Source organism: Shewanella sp. KCT, from assembly GCF_007636505.1.
Taxonomy (GTDB): Bacteria; Pseudomonadota; Gammaproteobacteria; order Enterobacterales; family Shewanellaceae; genus Shewanella; species Shewanella halotolerans.
Map to the genome: position 1 here is coordinate 87757 of NZ_LVDJ01000013.1, position 26706 is coordinate 114462.

Sequence of the window (26706 nt, forward strand, 5' to 3'; positions counted from 1 at the left end):
AGCTGACAATCGAGGCATCAGTCGAACCAGGCCGAGCGCTTCTCGGCCGCCTGACGCTTCACGCTGTCATCGATATACATGCTGACCAAGGCCAGCGCCGCGGCCAGGGCGCCGAGATCGTCTGAGAATCCCACCACAGGAGTGAGATCCGGTATGGCGTCCAGCGGCGTGATGAAATAAGCTAAGGCGCCGAAGATCACCGTCTTGGCCCACTTGGGCGTGTCCGGCCTTTGCGCCGCATAGTAGAGGCACAGGGCATTGTCGATCACCTCGCGCCCGGCCTGCTTGGCAAACTGCTTAACCTTGTGCCAAAAGCCCTCGTCGCTGTAGCCTTCGATCTTAGCCTCACCATTTTGGCCGCGATGTGAGTCACTCATTGGAAGCTCCTGTGCAATAAAAAAGGGAAGTCATTAGATACTCCCCTTTTTTCATCGTTTTGACCAGCGATGCTTTAGCGTTGATGCTTAGGCGTGGTGCCCCAGGCGTTCTTCACCGGACGCTTGCCAGCCTTGCCTGCACTTGCTTTGCCCGCGCTTCCCTTACCAGAAGCGCCCTTGCCTGCCGCCTGTCCCTGAGACTTGCCCTTGCCTTGGCTCTTACCTTGAGCATTACCTTGGCCATTGCCCTTACGTTCATCGAACTGGTTAGCACTGAAACGGGTCACCGCCTTCTTACCCGCAGGTGTGTTAGCTGTCTTGGCACGATAGCCCTGACGTTCCTGGCGGGTCTCCGCCGGCACCAGACAGTTCACCCCGCCACCGATCAGATGTTCCTTACCCATCTTGATTAGGGCTTCGCGGATCATAGGCCAACCGGCCGGGTCGTGATAACGCAGCAGCGCCTTATGCAGCTTACGCTGGCGCCCGCCCTTAGGTACCTCAACAGTCTCACTGCTGTGCTTGACGTTTTTAAGCGAATTCAGCTCGGTATGATAAATCGTCGTGGCGTTCGCCATGGGTGATGGATAGAAGTTCTGTACCTGATCCAGCTTAAACTTCTCGCCCTTGAGCCAGAGCGCCAGATTCACCATATCCTCATCTGTGGTGCCCGGGTGGGCCGAGATGAAGTAAGGGATCAGATACTGCTTCTTGCCCGCCTCGGCAGAATACTTGTCGAACAGCTCCTTGAACTTGTCATAGGTACCCATGCCCGGCTTCATCATCTTGTTCAGCGGGCCCTCTTCGGTATGCTCTGGGGCGATCTTCAGGTAACCGCCCACATGGTGACTGGCCAGCTCCTTCACATAGCGCGGGTCTTCCGTGGCCAGGTCGTAACGCACGCCTGAGGCGATAAGCACCTTCTTGATGCCCGGCACGTCGCGAGCGGCGCGGTAGAGATCGATTGTCGCCTGGTGGTTGGTATCCAGGTGGCCACAGATTGAGGGGAACACACAGGAGAGTCGACGACAGGTACTCTCGGCCTTCACCGAGGTACAGCCCAGGCGATACATGTTGGCGGTCGGGCCGCCGAGATCTGAGATCACCCCGGTGAAACCTGGTACCTTGTCTTGAATGTCCTTGATCTCTTTGATGATCGAATCCTGCGAGCGGCTCTGGATGATGCGGCCCTCATGCTCGGTAATAGAGCAGAAGGAGCATCCACCGAAGCAGCCACGCATGATGTTGATCGAGGTCTTTATCATGTCATAGGCAGGGATCTTCTCCTTGCCATAAACGGGATGCGGCACACGCTTATAGGCCAGGTCGAACACCCCATCCATCTCGTCGGTATTTAGCGGCCAGGCCGGTGGATTGACCCAGATGGCACGCTCGGCATGGGGCTGGAACAGGGCGCGGGCACAGCCCGGGTTCTGCTCCTGGTGCAAAATGCGCGAGGCGTGGGCATAGAGATACTTGTCGCCGGCGACCTTCTCATAGCTTGGCAGCAAGACATAGGTCTTCTCCCAAGGCTTAGGTCGTGGCGGCTGCACCGAAATAGGCTTAGGCGCGTCGTTATCGAACACCTTGACGTCGCTTGGGCCGGAGAGATTCTGACAGCCCACGTCGTCGGCGCCATAAGGGTTAGGAATAGGGTCTATCTTGTGCAGCTGATCCAGCTTACGCGAGTCCATCCCCTTCCAGCCATACAGGGGCTCTTTACGGATCACTGTGGTGCCGCGCACATCATGGATGTCACCGATGCTCTCACCGGCGGCGAGACGATGGGACAGCTCCACCAGCGGGCGCTCGGCATTACCGTAAACCAAGATATCGGCCTTGGCGTCTAAGATCACCGAGCGGCGCACCTTATCTGACCAATAATCATAGTGGGCGATACGGCGCAGGCTGGCCTCGATACCGCCGATCACCACGGGCACCTGCTTGTAGGCTTCTTTACAGCGCTGGGTATAGACGGTCACGGCACGATCCGGACGCTTGCCGCCGACGTTACCGGCCGTGTAGGCATCGTCATGACGCAGACGGCGCTCGGCGGTGTAACGGTTGATCATCGAATCCATGTTACCCGCGGTCACGCCGAAGTAGAGGTTGGGCTTACCCAACTTCATGAAATCCTCTTTGCTCGACCAGTCTGGCTGAGAGATGATGCCGACCCTGAAGCCCTGGGCCTCTAGCATGCGGCCGATCACCGCCATCCCGAAGCTGGGATGATCTACATAGGCGTCACCCGTGACGATAATGATGTCACAGCTATCCCAACCTAGCTTGGCCATCTCCTTGCGCGACATAGGCAAGAAGGGCGCCGGCTTTTCATTGCGGCCCAGATACTTGGGATAGGTAAAGAGTGTGGATTCGACCTGCATGTATGATACTGCCTAACTTTCAAACCAAAGAGTAAGTGTAGTCGCCAAGCGGCGACCACTAAAAGGAGGCGGAGTATAACAGCGAAACCTGCTTAAGTGTGAACAAAAAAGCAGCAATGATGGCGATTTTCTATGCCAAGATGAAATAAAACAGATTCACCACCGCCAGGGCCAGTATCACCAGCCAGCTGAGCAGCACGCCCCAGAAACGACCGAAGTGATAGCCGCCACGCCCCTGGGTCAGACCTATGGCGTGTAGGATGCGCGCCACCAGCCAAACGGTGCCTGCCGCATGCAGATAGACGGGTGCCAGGCCGTTAAGCTCGGCGAGTAGCAACAATAGCAGCGCCATCGGGGCGTTCTCGATGAGGTTGGCATGTACCCGGTTGGCGAGGCGTAGCTCTTCGCTGCCACCTGAGCCCAGGCCTATCTTGAGTCCGCGCCTGAGGCGCACCACGCGATAGGTGAAAAACACCGCCATGATGGCCGTGAGAGCAATATAAAATCCCGAAACGCTTACCGACATATCTCTATCCTTAATGACACCAATTTAATTCACGCCAGACTGCAACCCTGGCAAATAACAGCCTTTAGCCCTATTAGCTGAAAGCTTGGACAGGCCAGCGAAAAGTGCCTTGAAATCCTGCCCTTGGCTAACTTAACCCGAATTTAAAAAAATTCCCAAGCCATTAACCTTTTTGGTACAAGATAGGTTAAGATGCGCTCGCTTGAGCACCACCCCCAGATTTCACCATCATGGACTGTACAATTGGATAACGCAGAGTTTCTTGAAAAACGCAGATTTATCATAAAATTAGGTAAAGCGCTGCACAAGTTTGGTACCCCTGCCTACCGTCTAGAGGCTCATCTGCAATCGATCTCTAAAGTCTTAGGTATCGAGGGTTACTTTCTGATCTCACCAACCTCCATGACCTTTGTGTTGCAACACGATACGGATCAGGAGTACAACCATATGGCGCGCGTTAAGCCTGGCGAGCTGGATCTGGGCTCCCTGGCCCGTACCGACGAGTTGGTGGAAGAGGTACTGTCTGGTAAGCGCACCCTGACCGAGGCACTGGAGCGACTCGAAGAGATCGCTAATAAGCCTAATCCCTATGGTCCCTTGCTGACCCTGCTGGCCTTTGGCACCTCTGCCGGTGCCTTCGCCATGTTGATGGGCACCAGCTGGAATGACGTCTTCTGGTCGGCGCTGCTCGGTTTCATGGTCTATGGCCTGGTTTACCGCGCCGAACATTCCAAACGCATGGCCGAGACCCTTGAGCCCTTAGCCGCCATCTTGTGCGCCATAGCCGCCTGCGGCATCGCCTACTTCGACCCATATATCAATATCCCTGTGGTGATCCTCTCGGGCATTATCGTCTTTATCCCTGGGTTGGCACTGACACTGGGGCTGGCCGAGCTGGCGGCGCGAGATCTTATCTCGGGCACGGCGCGTATCATGGACGCCTCCATGTTACTGTTTAAGCTCTATTTCGGCGCCATTTTCGGCATGGTGATAGGCAACGCCATCTTTGGTGAGGCAATCTATTTCGAGCCAGAACCTCTGCCACGCTGGGCTATCTGGTCTGCCGTGCCGCTGCTCTCCGCAGCGCTGGTGATCATCTTCAAGGCCAGACTAAAAGACTCTCCCTGGGGAATATTTGCCGGTATCGTCGCCTTCTTCTCCGCCATGCTGGCCGGGATCTATCTGGGAGAATCTATCGGTATCTTCTTCGGCGCCCTGGCGGTGGGGATCTACTCGAACCTCTATGCCCGCTGGATGAAGTCGCCCGCCTCCATCGCCCTGCTGCAGGGAATAGTGATCTTGGTACCCGGCAGTAAGACCTATATTGGCCTCAATACTCTTATCCTCGGCGAGACCATGCTCAACCAGTCCCACATAGGCACGCAGATCTTCCTGATCTTCATGTCGCTCATCGCCGGACTCATCTTTGCCAACGTCGCCGTACCACCGCGCCGTACCCTCTAATTGATCAGCCAAGTCCTGATGCGGCCTAGGCGCCTGCATCAGGATTTGCGCAAGTAAAATCATCAGCTTATTTTATCTTCGCCGCTTGACTATTTAGCGTTGCGGGTGTGTTATTAAATTGTGTCTAACTTATAACCCCCTGAGTTCTCCTTAACGATAAAAGCAAAGATAAGGATGATCGCTATGCTGACCGGTGCGCGCTACTCTCTGCTGTTTGGCTGCCTATTGGCGAGCGGCCTGTGCGCGGCCGAGCCACAGCAAGCAAGCGCGTCAGATAAAGCGATAGACGCAGATGTATCGACTCAGCAGCTCAACTCGGGCGGCAGCAGCCCCGCCGACGAGGCGCAGCTCAACCAGAAGAAGTCGATCAACAAGATAGTGGTGGTCAGCAACGCCATCTTCGACGAGTCGGATCCCGACGCCTTCTTTATCCATCGCTGGGCCAACTACCTGCATATCAACACGCGGGAGTCGACCATACTCAACAAACTCAGCTTCAACGATAAGGACAAGGTGTCGCAGAAAGATCTCGACGAGGCCCAGCGCATCCTGCGTTATGAGCCCTATATTCGCGATGCCAGGATCAACTTTGCCCAGCGCGACCCAGATGCCGGTGCAGAGGAGACAGGCGAAGGCGAGACCATACTGGTGGAAACCTGGGACAACTGGTCGCTGCTGCCCACCTTCAGCGCCGGTCACAGCGGCGGCGAGAGCAAGTTTTCCGTCGGCATCAAAGAGGACAACCTGCTGGGGCTTGGGGTACGCACTCGCCTGAAATATAAGTCGACCGCCGATCGCACCGGCTATCAGCTGGCCTTTCGTGTGCCCACCGACTGGTTGGTGAAACACTCAACCCTCACCGCCAACTTCTACGACAACAGCGACGGCCAGGCCACCATCTTAGACTTCACTAAGCCCTTCTATCGTCTGGATACCAAAGACATGTATTCGGGCCATTTTATCGATGATCTGCGCACCGACACTATCAGGCATAACGGCTTCGACGTGAACGAGTTTGAACATAAGGTGGAGTACGCCAACGCCCAATATGGCTGGCGCCTGAACAAGGTGGACGACTGGCGCTCGCGCATCATAGTCGGGGTAACCCAGGACAAACATAGCTTCGCCAATATCCCACAGTTCCCCACCAGCGAGCTACCCCAGGACAGGGACTTCCTCTACCCCTGGGTCGCCTATCAGTTTATCGAAGACGACTACAAGGTGCTCAATAACGTCTATCTGATCAACTATAACGAGGACTTCAACCTGGGCTGGCAACACTATGTCAAACTCGGCCTGGAGACCCAGGACACGGCTGGCAGCAACCCCCTGGGCTATCACGTCAACTGGTACTCCTCCCGCGGCTATAAGGGCGACGATCAGCTGATCTTGCTTAGAATGGATGGCGAAGGGGTATTCGCCACCAGCCAGCCCGACTACTTTAAGGTCAACGCCACCGCCGAGTACTTCTATCAGATCAATCCCAAGTGGACCGCCTACTCCAAGGTGCGCCTAAGCACCTCGCAAAACAACTACTTGGACGCGACTTTCGCCATAGGCGACAACACTGGCGTGCGCGGATACCCCAACGACTACCAGCATGGTGACAACCAATGGTTACTGAGCGCCGAGATCAGAAACTATCCCAACATCAACCTGTATCAACTGGCAGAGCTCGGCTGGGCGGTCTTTACCGATGTCGGCCAGGCCAGCGGCGGCCCGGATCAAGACAATGAAACCTCCGGCCCCATCGGCAGCGTCGGCATAGGCGCCCGCATCTACTCCTCCCGCTCCAGCTATGGCAACGTAGCCCACATAGATCTCACTCTCCCCTTTACCAGCGGCGCCGAGGTGAACAGCTGGGAGTGGCGCTTCCAGGTTAAGACCCATTTTTAACCCAAGCGCAGATTCCTGCCCAGCGACTAAACTGATAGATGTCGTGACCATAAAGGTATAACGCGCATCATGATCTCCCCAAAACTCAGAATACTGTTACTGATCATGCTCTTGCAGCTGCCGCTTTCCGTATGGGCCAAGGCTAGCGATCTCAATATCGTCTATCACGATTTCGCCCCCTTTAGCTATGAGGACAATCGAGGCCGGGCCCAGGGGATATTGGTGGAACTCACCCAGGCGGTCTGCCTGCAATGGCCGGGACGTTGCAACATCTCGATTCGCCCCTACCGCAGGGCGATGCACATGTTTTCCAGCGGCGAGGCTAAGGGGATCTTTCTCGGTTGGAACCGGGAGCGGGCCGAGTCCATGTGGTTCTCTCTGCCGCTGGTGCAGACGGAATACGGCTTCTACACCTTAAATGACTTTCCGATCACCGACCTGAGTCAGCTGGCGGGTAAGGTGATTGGCGTCTATGGCCCCTCCAACACTTATACCTCGCTCATGCGCCAACAGGAAAAACTCAAGCAGCTGTCGCAGCCGCCCCTGCTCACCGACATCTATCCTCAGGGAGATGCCCTGCCGATGCGCATGCTGCAAAAACGCAGGTTCGACGCCTACTATGTCAACAAGGATGTGGGCCGCTTCTACGCCGAACAGGTTGGCTTGAGCCAGCTGCATTATCTCAGTGCCGAAAGGGCAATTTTATACTGTGTCGCCTTCAACAAGGCCTTTACCGACAGCGAGACAGTGCGCCAGTTTAATCACCTGTTTGTCAGGCTGTTACAGGAAGGACGCTTGAATAAGATCTACCAAAAATATCAGATGCAGCCGATCCGCTTACCACAAACAGATTTTGCCCCAAAGAGCATGCCTTATTAAGATCCTGAGAGATCGGCTGCGGGAAATTGGTTCTGAAAAAGAAAAGGCCCGTCTGTCATAAACAAACGGGCCTTACTAATGTGTTGAGTTGGCCGATAAGCCGGGTCCTGTCGTGGACAGTTATTCATCTAGGCCTGCAATCGCTCACAGGCTCAAGCGACCTACCCGGTTCCAACGCGAGCCACGCATTAATTCCTAAGAATAGTGGAACCCTATTTGGTCTTGCTTCGGGTAGAGTTTACCTTGCTACGGACTGTTACCAGCCGCACGGTGCGCTCTTACCGCACCCTTTCACCCTTACCAATCCGAAGATTGGCGGTCTTCTCTCTGCTGCACTTGTCGTCGGTTCACACCGCCCAGGCGTTACCTGGTACCCTGCTCTATGAAGCCCGGACTTTCCTCCCCGCTCTATTGAGCGCGGCAACTGTCTGGCCAACTCGGCGCGGATTATAGCCTAATGCGGCGCGGCGCACCACCTTATATTGGCGTGGCGCCTGCCGATAGTTGTCGACTAGAGATCCAGCTCGAGGCCCAGCTTATAGAGGGCGTTCTTCTTCAGCCCATGGATCTGCGCCGCCAGCGCCGATGCCTTCTTCAGCGGTAGCTCCTGACTCAGTAACTTAAGCGTCTCCAGCGCCTGGGCAGGCACGCCGGCATCTTCATCTGTGCGATGACCGTGGCACATGAGCACAATTTCACCCTTCTGCTGATTGGGATCCTCACTCACTTTTGCCAACACCTCGGCGGCGGGGCCAGAGAGGAAGGTCTCGAAGGTCTTGGTTACTTCACGGGCCATCACCACCTGACGATCGCCGCCAAGCGCCGTCACGATAGAGGTTAGGCTGTGAACGATGCGATGTGGCGACTCGTAGAAGATCAGGGTGCGGGGATCTTCCTTAAGCTCGGTCAGCTTATCGAGACGTCCCTTCTCCTTGGCGGGCAGAAAGCCCTCGAACGAGAAGCGATCCGACGGCAACCCAGAGGCGCTCAGCGCCGTGATGGCCGCACAGGGGCCCGGCAGCGGCACCACGTTGAAACCGGCTTCACGCACCTGTGACACCAGATGATAACCAGGGTCGGAGATCAGCGGCGTACCGGCATCGGAGATCAGCGCCACAGACTCACCATTGGCCAGCTTCTGGATGATCCCCTGGGCCCGGTCGCGCTCGTTGTGATCATGCAGCGCCGTCTTGCGGGTCTCTATGCCGAAATGGCTCAGCAACTTACCGCTATGGCGGGTGTCCTCACAGGCGATAAGGGAGACCTGATTCAATACCTCCAGGGCGCGGCTGCTAATGTCTCCAAGGTTACCGATTGGAGTAGGAACTATGTAAAGTGCGACCGACAGGTCCATATCTACCTCTGTAATGATTGTCACAAGACTTTCGTCAGGCGTAAGAGAAGGTTAAACTACAGCCAGCATCTTACCAGAGTGAAGTCCTGTGTTAAAAAGACTGAATACAACTAAATTAATCTCCGCCGCTGTATTGGCCACAGTATTATTCGGTTGTGCCACGGCGCCAACCCCAGTGAAAGAAACCAGCACCCAAGTTTCTTTGGTGAATGCCACCCAAAGCCCTGCAGAGTATCTGGCGGATGCCAAGCAGGCTACCGATGCCGAGCAGAAGAACCGTCTGATGCTGCTCGCCGCTCACGCCTTTATCAATCAAGGCGACACAGGCAATGCCAGTAAGACGCTAGCGGCCGTAAAACCTAGCTTGGTCAACAAACCCGAGATACTGGCCGAGCACAGGTATCTGAGCGCTAGAGTGCTGGAGCAGACGGCGAACTATGATCAGGCCCTGGCTCAACTCAATTACCCCAGTCAGTGGCGACTCGCCAACTGGCAGATGGTCTCCTACCATCAGCTCAAGGCGCGTCTGTTTCAGCTGAGTAAATCGCCAATCGAGCAAGCCAAGGAACTCACCCTGCTGGCCAATTACCTGCCGAGCACAGAGGCGAGTGAAGTCAACGACGAGATCTGGGGCATATTGCAGCCCCTGCACGAGCAGACACTGCTGGCCTTTAGTCAGGATAGCAGCAACCCCATCTTTGCCGGCTGGCTGCAGCTGGCTTATATCGCCAAGCATTATGCCATAGACCCTCAGCAATTGGTGCAGCAACTGGGTAACTGGCAGCAGGATAACCCCGGCCATCCGGGCGCCAAGAAGCTGCCGACGGATCTGGAGCGCGCGCTGAATACTAAGCCCTACAAGCCAAAGAAGATTGCCGTCTTGCTGCCGCTCACCGGCCCCAGAGCCGCCATCGCCGACACGGTCAAGCAGGGGATCATTTCCAGTTACCTGACCAATCCGGACGACTCGGTATCGGTTAACTTCTTCGACACGGCCCAAGGCGCCGAGCTTGCACAGCAGCAGGCGATTGCCGCCGGTGCCGATTTCATAATAGGCCCACTGTTACAGTCTGAGGTGGAGAGCCTGATGCAGGCGGAGCAGAAAGCCAGCCAGCAGGCCAATGGTCAACAGCAGCCAGGCTCTCAAGCACAGGCTCAAGCTCCAGTACAGCCTAAGGTGCCCCAGTTGTTCCTCAACCATGTGGACAACTTCATGCCGTCTAACGACCAGTTCTTCTTCGCGCTCTCACCCACCGACGAGGCGGTAGATGCCGCGCAGAAGCTCTATAACGACGGCATAGAGAAGCCACTGCTGCTCGCCAGCGATGACGCAGTCGGTCGCCGCATGGCCGAGGCCTTTAACGGTAAGTGGCAGGAGCTCACCCATGAAGCGGCCGAGATCCACTACTACAAGCGCGGCGACGAGATGAAGGTCACTGTGCAGAAGTCTCTAGGGGTGATCGACAGTAAGGAGCGTATCGCCCGCATCAAGACGCTGCTGGGCAATAAGATCGAGGCCGACTTTAGATCCCGCCGCGATATCGACGCCATCTATATGATCGCCAGCAACCAAGATCTGCCGCTGCTCAAACCCTTTATCGACGTGAATTTCAGCGTGTTTGCCGAACCTGTGCCGCTATACACCACCAGCCGCAGCCGTATCGAGAGCCAATCACGCACCGCCGCCCAGGAGCTGAATAACCTGACCATCAGCGATATTCCCTGGTTGATCGAGACTAACGCCGAAACCGCCGAGGTCGCCCGTCTCTGGCCGACCTGGGGTAACAGCCAGAAACGCCTGTATGTGATGGGATTCGATGCCCTGCAACTGGTGAGCAAGCTGGCCCAAATGCGTGCCCTGCCCGGCTACCAGTACTCGGGTCGCAGCGGCCTGCTTTCTGTGTCGCCTGATGGTACGATTAACCGTCAGCTCAGCTGGGGACGTTACCAGCGAGGCAATTTGAGACCCCTATGACGAATGCCGAGCACCTCACCAAGGGGCAGCAGGCGGAAGATCGCGCGCTGGCCTATCTGGAACAACAGGGGCTCAAACTGGTCGAACGAAACGTACGCTACCCATTTGGCGAAATTGACCTCATAATGCGCCAAGGTCACAAATGGATTTTTATTGAGGTAAAATACCGCCAATCGAAACAGTTTGGCGGTGCGGTACAGGCAGTTAGCCGAGGCAAGATAGCAAGGCTTAATCGAGCGGCAAACCATTATATGCAGCTCAATCAGATAGATGCGCAGTGTCGCTTCGATCTCCTGGCCATAGATGGCGATGACATTCAGTGGATCACCAACGCCTTTTAGTGCTCCACTTCGCCACCACTATGCAAGTGAAGGCTTGTTAAACAGTTTTATTTTTGAAGGATAATTCCATGTTAGAACGTATTAAAGACAGTTTTACCCACTCAATCCAGACCAAGATCGATGCGGCTGAGGCGCTGCCTGAGTCTATTGAGAAAGCGGCCGAGATGATGGTGCAGTGCCTGCTTGGCGGCAACAAGATCTTAGCCTGTGGTAATGGCGGCAGCGCCGGCGATGCCCAGCATTTCTCTGCCGAGCTGTTGAACCGCTACGAGATCGAGCGTCCGCCACTACCGGCCATCGCCCTGACAACCGACACCTCGACCATTACCGCTATCGGTAACGACTATAGCTATGACGAGATCTTCTCTAAGCAGATCCTGGCGCTGGGTCAACCAGGCGACATCTTACTGGCCATCTCGACCAGTGGTAACTCGGGTAACGTGATCAAGGCGATGGAAGCGGCGCTGAGCCGTGACATGACAATCGTGGCCCTCACGGGTAAGGATGGCGGTGCCATGGCCGGTCTGATGGGCACAAACGACGTAGAGGTACGCGTGCCTTCAAACGTCACCGCGCGTATTCAAGAAGTGCATCTGTTGGTGATCCACTGCCTGTGCGACAACATCGACCGCACCCTCTTCCCCCAGGATGACCAGGCATGAGAGCTCTGCTCCCAATCCTAGCCGTACTCTTGCTGTTACAAGGCTGCGCCGGGGCCGTGATGGTCGGCGCAGTGGGTGGGGCCATGATGGCCAACGATGAACGCAGCTTCTCGACCCAGCTGGACGACACCAACGCCGACTTTCAGATCGCCAGTGCCCTGGCGGCACACGAAGATATTAAGAACCAAACCAATATCACAGGTGTGGCGATGAACGGCAACGTGCTGATGATAGGCCAGGCACCCAGCTCCATGCTGCGTGACAAGGCGATCAACACAGTGCAAAAGCTTAACCTGGGTGGCAAGATCCATAATCAGATCCGCATAGGTAACCCGACCTCCTTCACCACCCGCAGCAACGACACCTGGATCACCACCAAGGTGAAGACGCGTATGCTCAACGACAAAGATCTGGATGTCACCCGCATCAAGGTGATCACCGAAAATGGCGAGGTCTTCCTCCTGGGTGTCGTGAGTCGCGAACAGGCCGAGCTAGCGGTGGATATCGCCCGTAACACGGCCGGTGTACGCAAGGTCATCAAGGTCTTCGATACGCCAAACAGCTAGCACGCCGGGCGCTTGCTGCGCCTAGGCGAGCCTGGCTTTCCTCACCTTACGCCATCTTCGCGTCAGCAAAGGCAAGAGTATGGTCGGCAATACGATCAGGGCGGCGCCCAGCCAGCCTAATGGATCCAGCCACTCGTCGAACCAGAGCCAGCCAAACAGCACACAGAACAACAGACCACTGTATTCGGCAACGGCAATCTCGCCCGCCTGGGCCTTGCGGTAGGCCAGCACGCTAAACAGCTGATAGGCGAGTAAGAAGATATTACTCAGCAGCGCAATACCTAATACAGGCCAACTGAACCCCGCAAATCCCTGCCAGGCGGCGAATCCTATTACTAAGGGCAGGCTCAAGAGGTTGTAGCTGATCACCGTGACGCTTGCCGCCTCGCTGCTGGGCAGCCATCTCAGCATCAGCTGATTGGCCGCAAAGACGATGGCCGACACCAATACTGCCAGCGCTGCCAGATTCATCTCGCTCGGCCTGAGTATGATAAGAATGCCGATGAAACCTAGCACAGTTGCCAGGATCTGTTGGCCACTGAGTCGCTCCTTGAGAAACAGCATACCCATGACGATGATCATCAAGGGCGCTGAATAGAACAGCGAGCTAACCGTCGCCAGAGGCAGGGAGAGCAAGCCGAGGATCAACAAGAGTCCACCGATTGCGCCGCTATTGGCCCGAATCATGTGTAGCTTCAAGTAGGCGGTTCTCGGCCTACCTGCATACAACCAGAGCGGCAACATCATCACGATCGCCGTCACCTGACGCAGCAGCAAGAACATGGTGGCATCGCTCTGCGCTGGCAGCCACTTGATCGACACATCATAGAGAGCGCTAAACACATTCCCCAGCAGCAAGAGGCCGAGGCCTAACATCAGATTGCGCTGCATCACAGCCTCCATCATCAAGAATCATCTGGCTGCATGATAGCGAGCAAGATACTGTAGCTAAAATGATGATTTCTTATCATAGATGAATTAAATTCATCTATTGAGACAGGTATAGGAGACAGTAGATGAGGAAGATCCCCCCGCTCAGGGCACTGCAGGTGTTCGAGGCCGCCGCCCGTTTACAGCACTTCTCCCGGGCCGCACAGGAGCTGTGTATTACCCAGAGTGCGGTGTCTCATCAGGTGCGTCTACTGGAGGAACACTTCGCCCTGCCTCTGTTCAGGCGTGAGGGCCGCAGCCTGAGACTCACCGACAAGGGCGAGCAGCTGTTTCAGGAGACGGCGAGGATCTTCAACGAGCTGGGAGAGCTCAACCTCAGGTTACTGGGCGAGAAGCCAGAGGCGCTGCGCCTGGCGGTTTACAGTTCCTTCGCGGTGAAATGGTTGATCCCCAGGCTCAGCGGCTTTCGCCGCCTACATCCAGGGATTCAGGTACGCCTGGATATGATCACCGAAGACCCTGTGTTGTCCCACAGCAGCGCCGACATGTTTATCACGGGCCAGCAAGATCAGAAGGGCTACTGGCAACAGCTACTGCACGCCGAGCGGTTGATCCCCGTCTGCAGCCCGGAGCTTATCAGCAGTGGTGACAAGCTGGATCTCGACTGGCTCAGCGCCCAGCAGCTGCTCACAGTAGATGAGGGACCACTTGGGCTGGACTGGCAGCGTTGGTGTCAACATAACCAGCTACCAGACCCCAAGGAGCATCAGCAACAGCTCTTCAGCCATGTATTAATGGCGATCGAAGCCGCGATTGCCGGTCAGGGGGTGGCCCTGGCCTCAGACTTCATGGTGCTGGATGATATCGCCAGGCAGCGCCTGGTGGCGTTGCCCTTTGCCGGCATAGATACTGGGTTCGAGTTTAACTTCCTCTGCAAGCAGCGCCGCCTGCAGGAGCCTGCCATCGCTGCCTTTGTCCACTGGTTGACCCAGCAGCATTAGCGAGTCCTCCTTAATATTTATCCATAAAAAAAGCCGGCTGCTGCCGGCTTTTTCACACATTCGATTAGAGCAGAAGACCTATCTTCTCGTAGACCTTCTTCAGGGTCACTTCGGCGCGGGCCTGAGCCTTCTCGGCACCTTCGTGCATCACCTGATTCAGGAAGCTCTGATCGGCTCTGTACTCCTTGAAGCGTTCCTGCAGCGGCTCAAGCATGCCGACAACCGCCTCACCGGCGGCCACTTTAAGATGACCGTACATCTTACCTTCGAACTCAGCTTCCAAACTCGCAATGCTCTGACCGGTAACACCCGACATCAGGCTCAGCAGGTTAGAGACGCCTGGCTTGTTTTCGACATCGAAACGCACTACCGGCGGCTCGTCGCTGTCTGTCATCGCCTTCTTCAGCTTCTTCATGACCGCCTTAGGATCTTCCAGTAGGCCGATCACATTGTTGCGGTTGTCGTCAGACTTAGACATCTTCTTCAATGGATCCTGCAGCGACATCACCTTGGCACCCAGCTCAGGTATGAAAGGCTCGGGTATGGTGAAGGTCTCGCCGTAGGCATTGTTGAAGCGTGTCGCGATATCACGAGTGAGTTCAAGATGTTGTTTCTGATCTTGACCCACAGGGATCTCGTTTGCCTGGTACAGCAGGATATCAGCCGCCATCAATACCGGGTAGCCGAACAGGCCGACGTTGATGTTGTTGGCATGCTTCTGCGACTTGTCCTTAAACTGGGTCATGCGGCTCAGCTCGCCCATCTGGGTGTAGCAGTTCAGCGCCCAACCCAGCTGAGTGTGCTGAGGTACCTGCGACTGGATAAACACTGTGCTCTTCTTAGGATCGACACCACAGGCCAGGTAAAGGGCCAAGGTATCTAAGCAGGCGTCACGCAGCTTCTGCGGATCTTGACGTACGGTAATGGCATGCAGATCGACCACACAATATAGGCAATCATGACTATCTTGCATCGCAACCCACTGACGTAGTGCACCCATGTAGTTACCAATGGTCAATTCACCTGACGGTTGGGCACCGCTAAGCACAATAGGTTTAGTCATAAAATTTATTGCTCCAATACTATTTGGCTGTCTGTTATCTGCGCCAATACTTCGCTAAATGTGTTACAAACGGCCGTCGGGCCGCTGAGCCCAATATCTTCACCGTAGTTGTACCCGTAGGTCAAGCCGATCGAGGAAATACCCGCCGCTTTCGCCGCTAAAATATCGTTTCGAGAGTCGCCCACCATCAAAAGCTGCTCATCATCGAGCTGCCACGCCTGTTTGAGGTGAGTCAGCGGCAGGGGATCTGGCTTCATCTTCTCCAGCGAATCGCCCCCCAACACCTGATTAAACAGGTGAGCTATGCCAAATGCCTCCAGCAGTGGCACGGTAAACCGATATGGCTTATTGGTGACAATCGCCAGTTGATAACCCAGCGACACCAGCTGCTCGAGTACAGACTTAACACCATCATAGAGGCGGCTGTGCTGCTGCAGGTTTGCCTCGTAATGCTTGCTAAACAGCGGCATGGCGGCATCGATATCGGCCTGTGTTGCCGCCTCACCGCGGGCGAAGGTCAAGGCGCGCTCTACCAGCTTGGCGGCGCCATTACCTACCCAGCTTCGCACCTGATCCTCGTCGCACTGTGGCAAGGCCAGCTCGGCGAGCATGCCTTGAGTGGCGGCGGCCAGATCCGGCACGCTGTCGATAAGCGTACCGTCGAGATCGAAGGCGATCGCCTTAATAGATTGGGCTTTCATATTTAGGCATCGACCTTAGCCAGCTCGCTGCGCATCTCGTCGATCACCGCCTTGTAGTCTGGCTTGTTGAAAATTGCCGAACCGGCCACGAACATGTCGGCACCCGCCGCGGCGATTTCGGCGATATTGTCGACCTTGACGCCACCGTCGACTTCTAAGCGAATATCGAAACCGCTGGCATCGATACGCTCACGCACCTGGCGCAGTTTATCCAAAGTCGACGGGATAAAGGACTGGCCACCGAAACCTGGGTTTACCGACATCAGCAGAATCACATCCAGCTTATCCATCACATGATCCAGATAGTGCAGCGAGGTCGCCGGGTTGAATACCAGGCCAGCCTTACAGCCAGATTCCCTGATCAGCTGCAGGGTGCGATCGATATGCTCAGAGGCCTCAGGGTGGAAGGTGATGATAGAGGCACCGGCATCGACGAAATCGGGAATGATGCGATCCACAGGCTTCACCATGAGGTGCACGTCGATATCGGCGGTCACACCATAATCACGCAGCGCCTTACACACCATAGGGCCTATGGTCAGGTTAGGCACATAATGGTTATCCATCACGTCGAAGTGAACCACATCGGCACCGGCCTTGAGTACGGCCTCGACATCTTCCCCGAGACGGGCAAAGTCGGCAGATAAGATAGAGGGAGCAATTAGAAATGGACGCATGATAAACTCACTAATCTGAATAAGAATTACGCTATTCTACCTTATAGCCAAGCCCAGCCTCTATAGGCGATACCGGATTAAACGTGTTCTGGTTCAGAATTGAGTAAATTTCACTGGCGGCCAATCGCCTCATCGAAAAATTATGTTCAAAATATAAACGCCTTTGCTATAATGCTCTGATTAGGGGTTTCCATGTTCACAGGATGTAGAGATGAGAGATAAGGCCAAAGCTTCAGCCAAGATGAAATCGGCAACGGTATTTACCGTCACCGCCGCTGTTGTTGGCTTTACCGCCATTGGCGTTCAGAGTCTCAGTGAAGATGAGGCCAGCCTGGCCTGCGTGTGCGATAGCAACGCCAGCTACAACTCCTCACTTCCCGCCAGTCACCCAAATAACCGCTGTGCCCAGCAGGCAGATAATGTCAGTTGGAGTAATTGGTTAACGGGTCGAAGCCGCTCTAATCAATTGCACTTTGTCGATCTGCTCGAGCTGCTCCATGGTCATCAAGACACGCCCATGGACGACGTTACCCCCACCAGCAAACAGCGCCTCTAGGCCCTCTCTTGCTGCAACTCTTTCTGAGCACCCTGGCCGCCTTCTTTGGCGTGCAGACAGAGCAAAACCGCGTTCGCGACTTTCAGTCCCGCTCGCCGGTGCCCTTTATTGTGATGGGGATTCTACTAGCCATCGCCCTGGTCGCTTCACTCATCTTTATCGTGAAACTGGTGCTGGCCTAGCCTCGATTAACAGCCTAGTTAATTACCTTAACTAATTCCTTAATTAATACCTTAAGGCTTGGGCTTAATCGTTTTCGCTGTGGTAGCTGTCGTCATACAGTGCCATCAGCTCATCGACCTTCTTACGACTGTTGCCGTTTTGGCTGATATTTCGCTGCACCTGAATGGTGTCGAATCTGGCGCCATGATACAGCTCCCGCGTCAGGGGAATATCATGGTTACTGATGAGCACAGGGATGCCTCTATCGATCGCCGTATGACGCGACTTGCGAGCCAGCAACGCCTGATCGTCCAGGCTAAAACCCGAACCCACATAGGTAGTAAAGCTGGCCGTGGTTGACAGTGGTGCGTAAGGTGGGTCGCAATAGACAACATCGCCTGGCTGAGTCAGATCGAAAGCCTCTTCATAACCTATGCACTTAAACTCGGCCACCTGTGCCTTATCGGCAAAGGCCTTGATCTCCTCTTCGGGAAAATAGGGCTTCTTGTATGAACCAAAGGGCACATTGAAGCCGCCCTTCGAGTTGTAACGACACAGACCATTAAACCCGTGGCGGTTCATATAAAGAAAATAGACAGAGCGCAGGAAGGGGTCCCGGGTCTGATTGAATTCACTGCGCACCTGGTAATAGACTTCTTTATCATTCTTGGCTTCGACAAACATCGCCTTGGCCTCTGTGATATATTTTTCAGGTGTGGATTGCACTATCTGATAGAGATTGATCAGATCTTGATTGATGTCGCACAAGAGATAGCGCTTGTATTGGGTATTGAGAAATACCGAGCCTGCACCAACAAAGGGCTCCACCAATCTGTCACCTTCGGGAAGGTGCTGGGTGAGCGCATCAACCAGTTTAAATTTTCCGCCAGCCCACTTTAAGAAGGCTCTCTGTTTTTTAATCATCTAAATCGATTGAGTGCACAATGAAAACAAGTTGTCGATTGTACTCTGTTTATTAATGAATTTCACGGCTCACAGACCCTTGTTGCAGCTCATAGCCGGATAAATCTACCCAGGCCCTCACCCAGGGTGACGGTAACTGAACCGTCTGGGCTAAATCGATCGCCGCCTGCTTACCCGCCTGCCTGTCTGTGTATTGGCCATAGAGGAGCACCCAGTAGCTTTTATAGCGAGCAATCTGCACCTGATTAGCATCGGGCAGCTTGGCAATGGTGGCATCGAGGGACTCAAGACGTTTCACCGTCGCCAGCTGCAGTGTATAGCCTTCTGGGTGTGGCAATAGGGCTGTCGAAATCTGACGCCTACGAGACTCCATTGGCTCACTTACCTGTGCAGCAGCAAAGATTTCGACAGGCTTTTGAGCAGCTTTCAACTCGGCAGGTGACTCAATCTGCTGCTCCTGCGTTTGTGTAGAAAGCGCTTCAGATTGTGAATGCTCCAGCTTGGCTTCTAGCTGAGGTTGTGGAGTCTCATCTGACTGAAGATCAGGCTGAGCATTTACCTGCATATCAACTTGGCCATCAGCCAGAGTTTCTAATTCTTGTTCTGGCTTTGCTTCTGACTTTGTGCCTAGCTGCGCTTTCTGTTCAGTGATATGGGCCGCAAGTTCGGCCTCTTTACTCGCCACTTCATATGATTGTGATCGCGCATCAAAATAACCACTCAACAACCGTCGACCATAGTGTGTGTTAAATCCTGCAGCGCGAACGGCCGCAACCGTCTGCACCTTAGGCTTGGCAATCATCTCTTCAGGTTCATCCCATAACCAATAGAGACTGGCAAGCAGAAATACCGTGCAGGCTCCAATGGCCAAATAGACAGGCCAAGGCCTTTTCTTAGGCGCTGCAGGCTCACCATGCAATGCCAGATAGAGCAGATTCACCACTTCGGCCGGTGTCCCCTGCTGACGTTGGAGTTGATCTTTGACTATCTCCCGTGGCGTGAAAGTAGTCTCCTCGCTGCGATGCAACAGGGTGTAATACAGCCCCTCACGTTCCGGTAAGGTTAACGGCGAAATGGCGACGGGCAACAAAAGTGGACGCTGAGTCTCAGGCAGCTGAGCTAAGATCTGATTCAAGTAGTCTGCCGGGGCGGTCATTGTCAGTGAGAGTTTTCTGCCCGCTAAGCTCAACTGACTCAATATGATACATTCCGCCCACAGCTCTAGGGGCAGGTATTGGGCATCATCGAGCACGATATGGCTGTGTGAGGGTAAGGCATCACCGAGACGCAGCAGGGTTTCAGGCAGTGGCACTTCGTCGTCGAAAACCGGCTCGGTTAACAGCTGAACCAGTATCTTACGGCGGATCTCGGCGCTATCGACATGCTGAGGACACACGACCAAGGCCGAACTGACGTCATCCAAGGTGTCCACCAGCGCCGTGGTGAGTGTGGTCTTGCCTGCGCCAGAGTTACCCGTCAACACAGTCAACTGCTGGCCATAGAGCACCACATGCTGCAGCCTATGTAGCAGAGACTCCTGACTGGGTAAGAGAATAGCTGTTTGAAACGTCACTTAATCACCACACAAACTAGGCGCGGCTAATGACCTCTTGCAGAAGGGACTCGGAAACCTCGCCATACACCTCTGCCTGACCTATGGCCTTTGGCAGAACCAATCTGAGTTTTCCATTCAGCACTTTCTTGTCACGCCGCATATGCTTAATGAACTGTTCGAAGTTCATCACCTCAGGAGCCTGCGTTGGTAGGTCAAATGCCTCGAATATCGCTTCGATTCGACAAACAATTGACTTATCGACCAGCCCCATCTTAGATGCAGTTTGTGCAGCAAGTACTGTGCCAGCTGCCACAGCTTCGCCATGGAGCCAGATACCATAGCCCATCTCGGCCTCTATGGCGTGACCAAAGGTATGGCCAAGATTCAACAGGGCGCGTACGCCTTGCTCTGTCTCATCTTGCGCCACGACGTCTGCCTTGATCTGACAGCATTTGGCGATGGCGTAGGTGAGTGCAGTCTCGTCCAGCGACTTGAGCGCCTCGACATTCTGCTCTAACCAACTGAAAAATGAGCCATCCCAGATGATGCCATACTTAATCACCTCGGCCATGCCTGCGGCAAATTCTCGGGCCGGCAGAGTATGTAAACATGCCGTGTCTATGGCAACCATCTTAGGCTGATAGAAGGCGCCTATCATGTTTTTACCCATGGGATGGTTGACGGCAGTCTTGCCCCCCACGGAAGAATCGACCTGTGATAACAAGGTCGTTGGGATCTGAATGAAATCTACGCCGCGTTGATAACAGGCGGCCGCAAAGCCTGTCATGTCGCCGATTACACCACCACCCAGGGCAATTAATACAGAATCACGCCCCATGTTCTGCGCCAGCAGTGAGGTAAAAATCGCATCCATCTGCGACAGTGTCTTGTATTGTTCGCCATCGGGTAAGATGACGGGATCGGCACATAGGTAGGAAGCCAATAGCGCCTGTACCTTAGCAAGATACAGAGGCGCTATTGTGTCATTAGTCACGATAAGAATTTTTTTGCCCTGAAGATAGCTTGAGAAGTGTTCGCTATTTTCGAGGAGATTCTGGCCAATAAAAATAGGGTAACTGCGTACTCCAAGTTCAACCTGAATCTGTTCCATTCTACCGCCTAATATTTAGAAGCCTAATTGGTCAATAATTTGATTTGCAACAACTTTTGCGCTTTGCTCGTCAGTTTTGACTATAACATCGGCAATCTCTTCGTACAGAGGATTACGGATCTCAGCAAGCTTTTCTAACACTTCTCTTGGGTCGTCAACCTGAAGTAGTGGACGACGCTTGTCACGCTGCGTACGCGCAACCTGCTTATCGATAGTGGTTTCCAGATAGACCACGATGCCACGAGCAGACAAGTTGTTACGAATATCTTTACTCTGAATGGAGCCGCCGCCAGTTGCTAAAACAATGCCTTGTTTCTCGGTTAAATCGGCAACAACTTGTGTTTCGCGACGACGAAAACCTTCTTCGCCCTCAACGTCAAATACCCACGCGATATCAGCACCGGTACGGTTTTCAATCTCTTGATCTGAATCGTGGAACTCTAAATGAAGCATCTGCGCCAGATGACGGCCTATAGTGCTTTTGCCAGCCCCCATAGGACCTACTAGGAAAATATTACGTTTTTCAGCCATTGCTTTACGTCTGAATCTTATATGGAAGTTTGCCTACGCCAGCCAAAAAATCAGGCCGACCTTAAATGTTACCTTGCTCTAATGAGACTTGACCACGGATTATCTCAGCTATCTCCCCCCAAAGGCAAGTAGGGGGAGTAAATTCTGTGAAATTATACTCAGCCACAAAAAAGCCAGCATATGAACGCTGGCTTTATCTTGGATATGATTCTGATTAGAGCTCTTCAGAGATGATCTTAGGTGTCACGAAGATCAACAGCTCTTGGCGCTCATTCTTGTCGGTGCTATTTCTGAAAAGATAACCCAAGAATGGAATATCCCCCAAAACAGGTACCTTGCTGATACGATTGATCAATTGTTGCTGATAGATACCACCAAGCACAATCGTCTCACCATGATCCACTAACACCTGAGTACCGATACGCTGAGTATCGATAGAAACCGCCTGACCAAGTGGTGTGTCAACCGTCTTACCCTGAGAGTCTTGGGTGATCTCAAGATCTAAGATCACGCGATTATCAGGGGTGATCTGTGGCGTCACGCGCAGCGACAATACTGCCTTCTTAAACTGTACCGTTGCCGCACCACTGGAAGCCGATTCGACATAAGGGATCTCTACACCCTGCTCGATATAGGCCGCCTTCTGGTTCGAAGTGGTAATGCGTGGGCTGGCGATAATCTCACCCTTGCTCTCTTGCTCCAGCGCGCTCAGCTCAAGATCCAGCAGGGTGCCGTCGGCCAACTTAGCCACATGGAAGGCGATACTGGTTGGGTTCGCCACCGCGGCTGGCAGGTTAACATTCAATCTGTCTCCGATATCTGGCACTACGCCATTGGCGATATCGTTGGCACCTTCCAGGCTGCCCGAAGTTCCCTTACTGCCTTGCTGATCTGTGATCCCCCACTTGATACCGAGATCTTCAGACACGTCGTCCTTCACGGTAACCATACGAGATTCGATCAAAACCTGGCGAATCGGGATATCCAAAACCTCCACCAGGCGGTGAATGTTTTCCAGACTCTCTTCGGTATCCTTAACCAATAGCGTGTTGGTTCTGTCGTCCACGGCCACTGTACCTCGAGCCGACAACAGAGATGCATCGTCGCCTTTAAGCAACTCGGCGATATCTGTCGCCTTGGCATAATTTATCTGCAGATACTCAGAATAGAGTGGAGCAAGTTCTTTCACTTCCTGTTGGTTTTTCAGCTCTTGGCTCTCGCGAATTGCGATCTCTTCGGCTGGCGCCACCATCAAGATGTTGCCTTCGATACGCTTATCCAATCCCTTGGTCTGTAGAATCAAGTCCAAAGCTTGGTCCCATGGCACATCGTCGAGTCTCAGGGTAATATCCCCTTCGACCGTATCACTGGTTACCAGGTTGAAATTGTTGTAGTCGGCGATGATCTGCAGCACGGTACGTACCGAAATGCTCTGGAAGTTAAGAGAAAGCGAGCGGCCTTCATACTTCTTCTCTTCCTTTACGACTGCCGCGCGCTCTGCCTTACGCACATTGAGCCTGAATAGGTTGCCTTCCTGCTTGTAGTTGTACTCGTATTGACCAGAGACATCCACCAATACGCGCGCCGTCAACTCATCCTTGAAAGTCTCAAAGCTCTTCACCGGTGTCGCAAAGTCTTGAACATCCATGACATAAAGAAGATCTGAGGCAATATCTGTGTTGTAAAGTTTAAGTTCTAGCTTGGCACCCACCTGCTCCACATTGGCGGCCACCGATGAGTTATTAAGTTTTACCAACAACTCACCACCACCATCGCCGGTGCGATGGAAGTCGATGTTTTTGATGCCGTTAACAAAAGGATTCGCGGCGACGTCACTACGACTGGCAACCTCATCGTTAATGGTCAGGCGATAGGTGTTTCCCATCACCTTGCCTTGATAGGCCTTTACCTTAGCCAGATCCACCAGCACCTTAAGCTGTTCGCTTTCCTGCAGTGTGGACATGGACTTAACACCGACGTTATTGATCGGTAGGACATCTTTTTCCAGCCCAGACAAACTATCGTCGAATCCAAGGATGATCTGCGCCGGTGAAGCATTGAGATTGATCTCAGGCTCCTTCACGGCATCCTCAAACACCAGTTGTAACTCTAACTGATGATCGACAATCGAATGGTATTTGACATCAATCAGACGGTTCGCAGCTGAAGAATACGGCGCCACACCCAATAATAAAGCCAAGCCAAAGGCCACTTTAAACAGGGGCGACTTTTTTAATAAAACGCTTTTCGCGGCAGAAGATTCCATTATTCCCTCATCCTTCGCTTTGTTATTCACCAGTCAGTTCCATGTTGCTCATTCTTTCAGCCCAGCAACCTGTCCCATCTGGAATTAATTCAACTATTTCGACCATTTGCTGTGTAACTTTAGCAATTCGCCCGTGATACAAACCTACGTATTCGCCCACACCTAGACGATATACGCTGCCATCATTAGTCTCGATTAAGGCCCAAATATTCTTATCTTCGCTCAAGGTACCGCGCATCTTTAAATTGTCCAGCGCATAGGTTTCTAGACGGCCCTTGCGGCGTTGCAGATCTGGCTGTAGACAATCTTTGGTCGTGTCGACCACCTCTTCGGTTAATTCTCTCGAAGGCGGTACGAAGGGACTGCGCATCAACTCTGCCTGATAGGCAAAATGTTCAAACTTAGGAGGCTCCTTCAAGGGGGGCACGTGCGCGACATGTTGAGCCTTAGTGGTCGTCACAAATAACTCAAGATCGCTGCGATCCCCCATACAACCTGCTAGCATCAAGCCCACGAATAGCAAAGGTAGCTTCTTCATTTCTTCGCCCCCTTCGCCGCATTATCTTTCGGGAGCTGGGCTCCCTCTTTGAAACGATAGGTCTTGGCCAAGATCTCCATGGCGAGTTCACCGCTGTCACTGCGCTTGATAACGAAATCATGCAAGCTCACGATGCGCGGCAGTTTAGCCACACCACTGACCAGATGTCCCATCTCGTGGTAATTACCCGTTACCGACATGCTGATAGGAAACTCGATATAGAAATCGCGCTGTATCTCTTCTTGCCACTCCAGGCTCTGAATCCCCAGACCCGAGTCGGTCGCGACGAAGGTTAAATCATCGAGCAGGCCAGGCATCTCATTCTGCGACGGCAACATTTTCAGCAGCTCGGCAAATTGAACTTCCATGACCGCCAGCTGCTCTCGATACAACTTAAGATTAGCCGCTAATTGGTATTTCGCTTTAAAATCATCCCGCAAGGTGATCTCTTTGTCTTGCTCACGCTTAAGCACATCGATGGCATCTGAGACAAATAAAAAATAACCTGCAACGAAGATAATGATGGCCAGGAAAGACGCGAATACCACCTTAACCTGGGTCGGCCAACCGCCAATGTTCTCAAAATCGATATCATTGAATTCACTCAGATCGAGTTTCATTTGCTCGCTCCTTGTGTCGCTTTGGCATTATCTGCATCTTCTTCACCGATAGAGACCCTTAAACTGAAACGCTGTAGCTGACGCATCTCATCATTCTGCGAGACGATCGACTGCATGTTGGGATCGTGTAACCACATTGAGGCCTTAATCTTACGCATCATGTTGGCGACGTTGTTGTTAGACTCACTACGCCCCTGGATCCACAGCAAGCTGCCCTTCTTTTCGATGCTGGAAAGATATATTCCCGGCGGTACGACACGCACCAACTCGTCCAATACATGGGTGGGTAAGTTTCTTGCCTGTTGCAGGTTTAATATGATCTCGGTACGACGCTCGATATCTTTCTTACGCTCACGAATCTTTTTAATTTCGGCAATTTGTTTTTCTAACAGCTGAATTTCACCCTGCAGATAGGCATTTCTACCTCTCTGCTCCTCGGTCATCATATCGAGAACCGTTAAGGCTAAATAAACGACTAATGCCGCGCCGATAAATACAGCAGCTAATATGCCCAGATAATCGCGTTTTTGTTTTTCTCTTGCTTCTTCGCGCCAGGGCAATAAGTTTATGTTCGCCATTGAGAGTAACTCCTCAGCGCTAATCCACACGCGACCATGTATTTATTAATATTGGGCTGTAGTTGTGTCTTCACTTGCTCGTCCGCATGCAAGCAACCCAAGAAAGGGTCGGCAATGATGGTATGTACGCCGAGTTCATTCGTGAGCAGATTAGCCATGCCTTCCAGCTTTGAGGTTCCGCCACATAAGACGATATGATCGACCTTATCCTTGCCACTCGAAGTGCAGTAAATCTGTAAGGTTCGCTTAATCTGTTGTAGCAGTTGCGTCTGGAAGGGCGAGAGTACCTCGAACATATAATTGCGTGGCAAATCACCTTCGAGCTTGGCCTTCTCCGCCTGCTCATGAGACATACCGTAGAAAGATAGGATCGACTGGGTAAACTGCTCACCACCAAAGGCCTGTTCGCGGATAAAGGTCGTCTCCCCCTTCTCCACCACAGCAAAGGTGGTCATGTTCGCGCCGATATCGACCAGGGCGACGACCTTATTTTCGGCGCCATCGGGCAACTGAGCGGCGACTAACTCGAACGATCGTCCCAGCGCATATCCTTCAACATCAATCACTTTGGCTTCGAGATTGATATCGTCCAGACTATCGACTCTTGCATCGATATTCTCGGTGCGACAGGCACTCAGCAACACATCCACCTTGGAGGGGTCGGCACTGTTTACGCTGAGAGTTTCAAAATCTATGCTGACTTCATCGAGCGAATAGGGGATAAGGTTGTCGGCTTCGATCTCGATCTGCGTCTCCATCTCCTCTTCACTGAGTGAAGCATCCATGTAGATCACCTTGGTCATCACAGCCGATCCCGAAACCGCAGCCGCCGCATATTTTACACTCTTAGGCAAAGATCGTTTGAGCAATCTTAAGGACTCCAAAACCGCGTCTGAATCTCTTATCTCATGATCATTAACGGCGCCTTTTTTAACTGGCACCGCTGCGTGACTCAAAATTTTATAACCATCAGCAGTCTTACTCAGCAGTATTGCTTTTATCTCGTGGGAACCAATATCGATCCCGACCATCTGCGGAGCCTGACGCTTCCATAAATTTGAAAGCATAGTCCATCGTCACTTTTGTTATAGTTTCAGGAATTAGATTA

27 protein-coding genes and 1 other RNA gene are annotated in these 26706 nt (G+C 53.3%); 10 read left to right on the forward strand and 18 right to left on the reverse strand.

Annotated features, from left to right (window positions below; translation table 11 throughout):
* Positions 1–17: 17 nt before the first annotated feature.
* The 3 genes from AYI87_RS17000 to AYI87_RS17010 all read right to left on the reverse strand — a co-directional run bounded on the left by AYI87_RS17000 (position 18) and on the right by AYI87_RS17010 (position 3287).
* A complete protein-coding gene (locus AYI87_RS17000) occupies positions 18–377 on the reverse strand; it encodes a YkvA family protein (protein WP_144203888.1) in 360 nt (119 codons plus the stop codon).
* Between the two features lie 74 nt (positions 378–451).
* Complete coding sequence (locus tag AYI87_RS17005; protein WP_144203889.1) at positions 452–2761, reverse strand: YgiQ family radical SAM protein; 2310 nt, start codon at positions 2759–2761, stop codon at positions 452–454.
* Between the two features lie 130 nt (positions 2762–2891).
* Positions 2892–3287 (reverse strand): MAPEG family protein, encoded by a 396-nt coding sequence (locus tag AYI87_RS17010; RefSeq protein WP_011864039.1) that lies wholly within the window; start codon positions 3285–3287, stop codon positions 2892–2894.
* A gap of 243 nt (positions 3288–3530) precedes the next feature.
* On the opposite strand from AYI87_RS17010, the gene AYI87_RS17015 reads away from it, so the two are divergent.
* The 3 genes from AYI87_RS17015 to AYI87_RS17025 all read left to right on the forward strand — a co-directional run bounded on the left by AYI87_RS17015 (position 3531) and on the right by AYI87_RS17025 (position 7526).
* A complete protein-coding gene (locus tag AYI87_RS17015) occupies positions 3531–4751 on the forward strand; it encodes a threonine/serine exporter ThrE family protein (protein ID WP_041406264.1) in 1221 nt (406 codons plus the stop codon).
* A gap of 183 nt (positions 4752–4934) precedes the next feature.
* Positions 4935–6647 (forward strand): ShlB/FhaC/HecB family hemolysin secretion/activation protein, encoded by a 1713-nt coding sequence (locus tag AYI87_RS17020; protein ID WP_144203890.1) that lies wholly within the window; start codon positions 4935–4937, stop codon positions 6645–6647.
* A gap of 69 nt (positions 6648–6716) precedes the next feature.
* Positions 6717–7526, forward strand: a complete 810-nt coding sequence (locus AYI87_RS17025; RefSeq protein WP_144203891.1) for a substrate-binding periplasmic protein — start codon at positions 6717–6719, stop codon at positions 7524–7526.
* 80 nt (positions 7527–7606) lie between these two features.
* Here the strand turns inward: AYI87_RS17025 and rnpB are convergent.
* An RNA gene (gene rnpB / locus AYI87_RS17030) (RNase P RNA component class A) lies at positions 7607–7966 on the reverse strand.
* 71 nt (positions 7967–8037) lie between these two features.
* Positions 8038–8880, reverse strand: a complete 843-nt coding sequence (gene rsmI / locus AYI87_RS17035) for a 16S rRNA (cytidine(1402)-2'-O)-methyltransferase (protein ID WP_144203920.1) — start codon at positions 8878–8880, stop codon at positions 8038–8040.
* 88 nt (positions 8881–8968) lie between these two features.
* Between rsmI and AYI87_RS17040 the strand changes: the two genes are divergently transcribed.
* From AYI87_RS17040 to dolP, 4 genes are all read left to right on the forward strand, one after another.
* Positions 8969–10855, forward strand: a complete 1887-nt coding sequence (locus AYI87_RS17040) for a penicillin-binding protein activator (RefSeq protein ID WP_144203892.1) — start codon at positions 8969–8971, stop codon at positions 10853–10855.
* The gene (locus AYI87_RS17045) at positions 10852–11196 is read left to right on the forward strand and encodes a YraN family protein (protein ID WP_144203893.1); all 345 of its coding nucleotides are present in this window, start codon (positions 10852–10854) and stop codon (positions 11194–11196) included. Before AYI87_RS17040 ends, AYI87_RS17045 begins: the two co-directional genes overlap by 4 nt.
* 68 nt (positions 11197–11264) lie before the next feature.
* Positions 11265–11858 (forward strand): phosphoheptose isomerase, encoded by a 594-nt coding sequence (locus AYI87_RS17050; protein ID WP_011864032.1) that lies wholly within the window; start codon positions 11265–11267, stop codon positions 11856–11858.
* Positions 11855–12424, forward strand: a complete 570-nt coding sequence (gene dolP / locus AYI87_RS17055; protein ID WP_144203894.1) for a division/outer membrane stress-associated lipid-binding lipoprotein — start codon at positions 11855–11857, stop codon at positions 12422–12424. Before AYI87_RS17050 ends, dolP begins: the two co-directional genes overlap by 4 nt.
* Before the next feature lie 21 nt (positions 12425–12445).
* On the opposite strand, the gene AYI87_RS17060 is transcribed toward dolP, so the two are convergent.
* A complete protein-coding gene (locus AYI87_RS17060; protein ID WP_144203895.1) occupies positions 12446–13315 on the reverse strand; it encodes a DMT family transporter in 870 nt (289 codons plus the stop codon).
* Between the two features lie 125 nt (positions 13316–13440).
* Between AYI87_RS17060 and AYI87_RS17065 the strand changes: the two genes are divergently transcribed.
* The gene (locus AYI87_RS17065; RefSeq protein ID WP_144203896.1) at positions 13441–14316 is read left to right on the forward strand and encodes a LysR substrate-binding domain-containing protein; all 876 of its coding nucleotides are present in this window, start codon (positions 13441–13443) and stop codon (positions 14314–14316) included.
* 64 nt (positions 14317–14380) lie between these two features.
* On the opposite strand, the gene trpS is transcribed toward AYI87_RS17065, so the two are convergent.
* From trpS to rpe, 3 genes are read right to left on the reverse strand one after another with little or no spacing between them, the layout of a single operon-like run.
* Positions 14381–15379, reverse strand: coding sequence for a tryptophan--tRNA ligase (trpS, locus tag AYI87_RS17070; protein WP_011864028.1), 999 nt, complete (start codon positions 15377–15379; stop codon positions 14381–14383).
* Positions 15380–15384: 5 nt separating this feature from the next.
* Positions 15385–16080, reverse strand: coding sequence for a phosphoglycolate phosphatase (locus tag AYI87_RS17075; protein WP_144203897.1), 696 nt, complete (start codon positions 16078–16080; stop codon positions 15385–15387).
* A gap of 2 nt (positions 16081–16082) precedes the next feature.
* Positions 16083–16757, reverse strand: coding sequence for a ribulose-phosphate 3-epimerase (gene rpe / locus AYI87_RS17080; RefSeq protein WP_144203898.1), 675 nt, complete (start codon positions 16755–16757; stop codon positions 16083–16085).
* 211 nt (positions 16758–16968) lie between these two features.
* On the opposite strand from rpe, the gene AYI87_RS17085 reads away from it, so the two are divergent.
* Both AYI87_RS17085 and AYI87_RS17090 read left to right on the forward strand, forming a co-directional pair.
* Positions 16969–17313, forward strand: coding sequence for a hypothetical protein (locus tag AYI87_RS17085; RefSeq protein ID WP_144203899.1), 345 nt, complete (start codon positions 16969–16971; stop codon positions 17311–17313).
* Positions 17314–17321: 8 nt separating this feature from the next.
* The gene (locus AYI87_RS17090; RefSeq protein WP_011864024.1) at positions 17322–17495 is read left to right on the forward strand and encodes a DUF2970 domain-containing protein; all 174 of its coding nucleotides are present in this window, start codon (positions 17322–17324) and stop codon (positions 17493–17495) included.
* A 64-nt stretch (positions 17496–17559) separates the two neighbouring features.
* Here AYI87_RS17090 and AYI87_RS17095 read toward each other — a convergent pair whose 3' ends face one another.
* The 9 genes from AYI87_RS17095 to AYI87_RS17135 form a co-directional block, all read right to left on the reverse strand.
* Positions 17560–18399, reverse strand: a complete 840-nt coding sequence (locus AYI87_RS17095) for a Dam family site-specific DNA-(adenine-N6)-methyltransferase (protein WP_144203900.1) — start codon at positions 18397–18399, stop codon at positions 17560–17562.
* A 52-nt stretch (positions 18400–18451) separates the two neighbouring features.
* On the reverse strand, positions 18452–19972 hold the full coding sequence (locus AYI87_RS17100) for an AAA family ATPase (protein ID WP_144203901.1): 1521 nt from the start codon (positions 19970–19972) through the stop codon (positions 18452–18454).
* Positions 19973–19988: 16 nt separating this feature from the next.
* Positions 19989–21065, reverse strand: coding sequence for a 3-dehydroquinate synthase (aroB, locus tag AYI87_RS17105; RefSeq protein WP_144203902.1), 1077 nt, complete (start codon positions 21063–21065; stop codon positions 19989–19991).
* Positions 21066–21080: 15 nt separating this feature from the next.
* On the reverse strand, positions 21081–21596 hold the full coding sequence (gene aroK, locus AYI87_RS17110) for a shikimate kinase AroK (protein ID WP_144203903.1): 516 nt from the start codon (positions 21594–21596) through the stop codon (positions 21081–21083).
* A 214-nt stretch (positions 21597–21810) separates the two neighbouring features.
* Positions 21811–23862: a type IV pilus secretin PilQ gene (locus tag AYI87_RS17115; RefSeq protein ID WP_144203921.1), complete on the reverse strand. Its 2052-nt coding sequence runs from the start codon at positions 23860–23862 to the stop codon at positions 21811–21813.
* 22 nt (positions 23863–23884) lie between these two features.
* A complete protein-coding gene (locus AYI87_RS17120; protein WP_144203904.1) occupies positions 23885–24400 on the reverse strand; it encodes a pilus assembly protein PilP in 516 nt (171 codons plus the stop codon).
* Complete coding sequence (locus AYI87_RS17125) at positions 24397–25020, reverse strand: type 4a pilus biogenesis protein PilO (protein WP_011864017.1); 624 nt, start codon at positions 25018–25020, stop codon at positions 24397–24399. Before AYI87_RS17125 ends, AYI87_RS17120 begins: the two co-directional genes overlap by 4 nt.
* Positions 25017–25598: a PilN domain-containing protein gene (locus AYI87_RS17130; RefSeq protein ID WP_011864016.1), complete on the reverse strand. Its 582-nt coding sequence runs from the start codon at positions 25596–25598 to the stop codon at positions 25017–25019. The genes AYI87_RS17125 and AYI87_RS17130 overlap by 4 nt, the downstream gene beginning before the upstream one ends.
* Complete coding sequence (locus AYI87_RS17135) at positions 25586–26665, reverse strand: pilus assembly protein PilM (protein ID WP_144203905.1); 1080 nt, start codon at positions 26663–26665, stop codon at positions 25586–25588. Before AYI87_RS17135 ends, AYI87_RS17130 begins: the two co-directional genes overlap by 13 nt.
* Between the last annotated feature and the right edge of the window lie 41 nt (positions 26666–26706).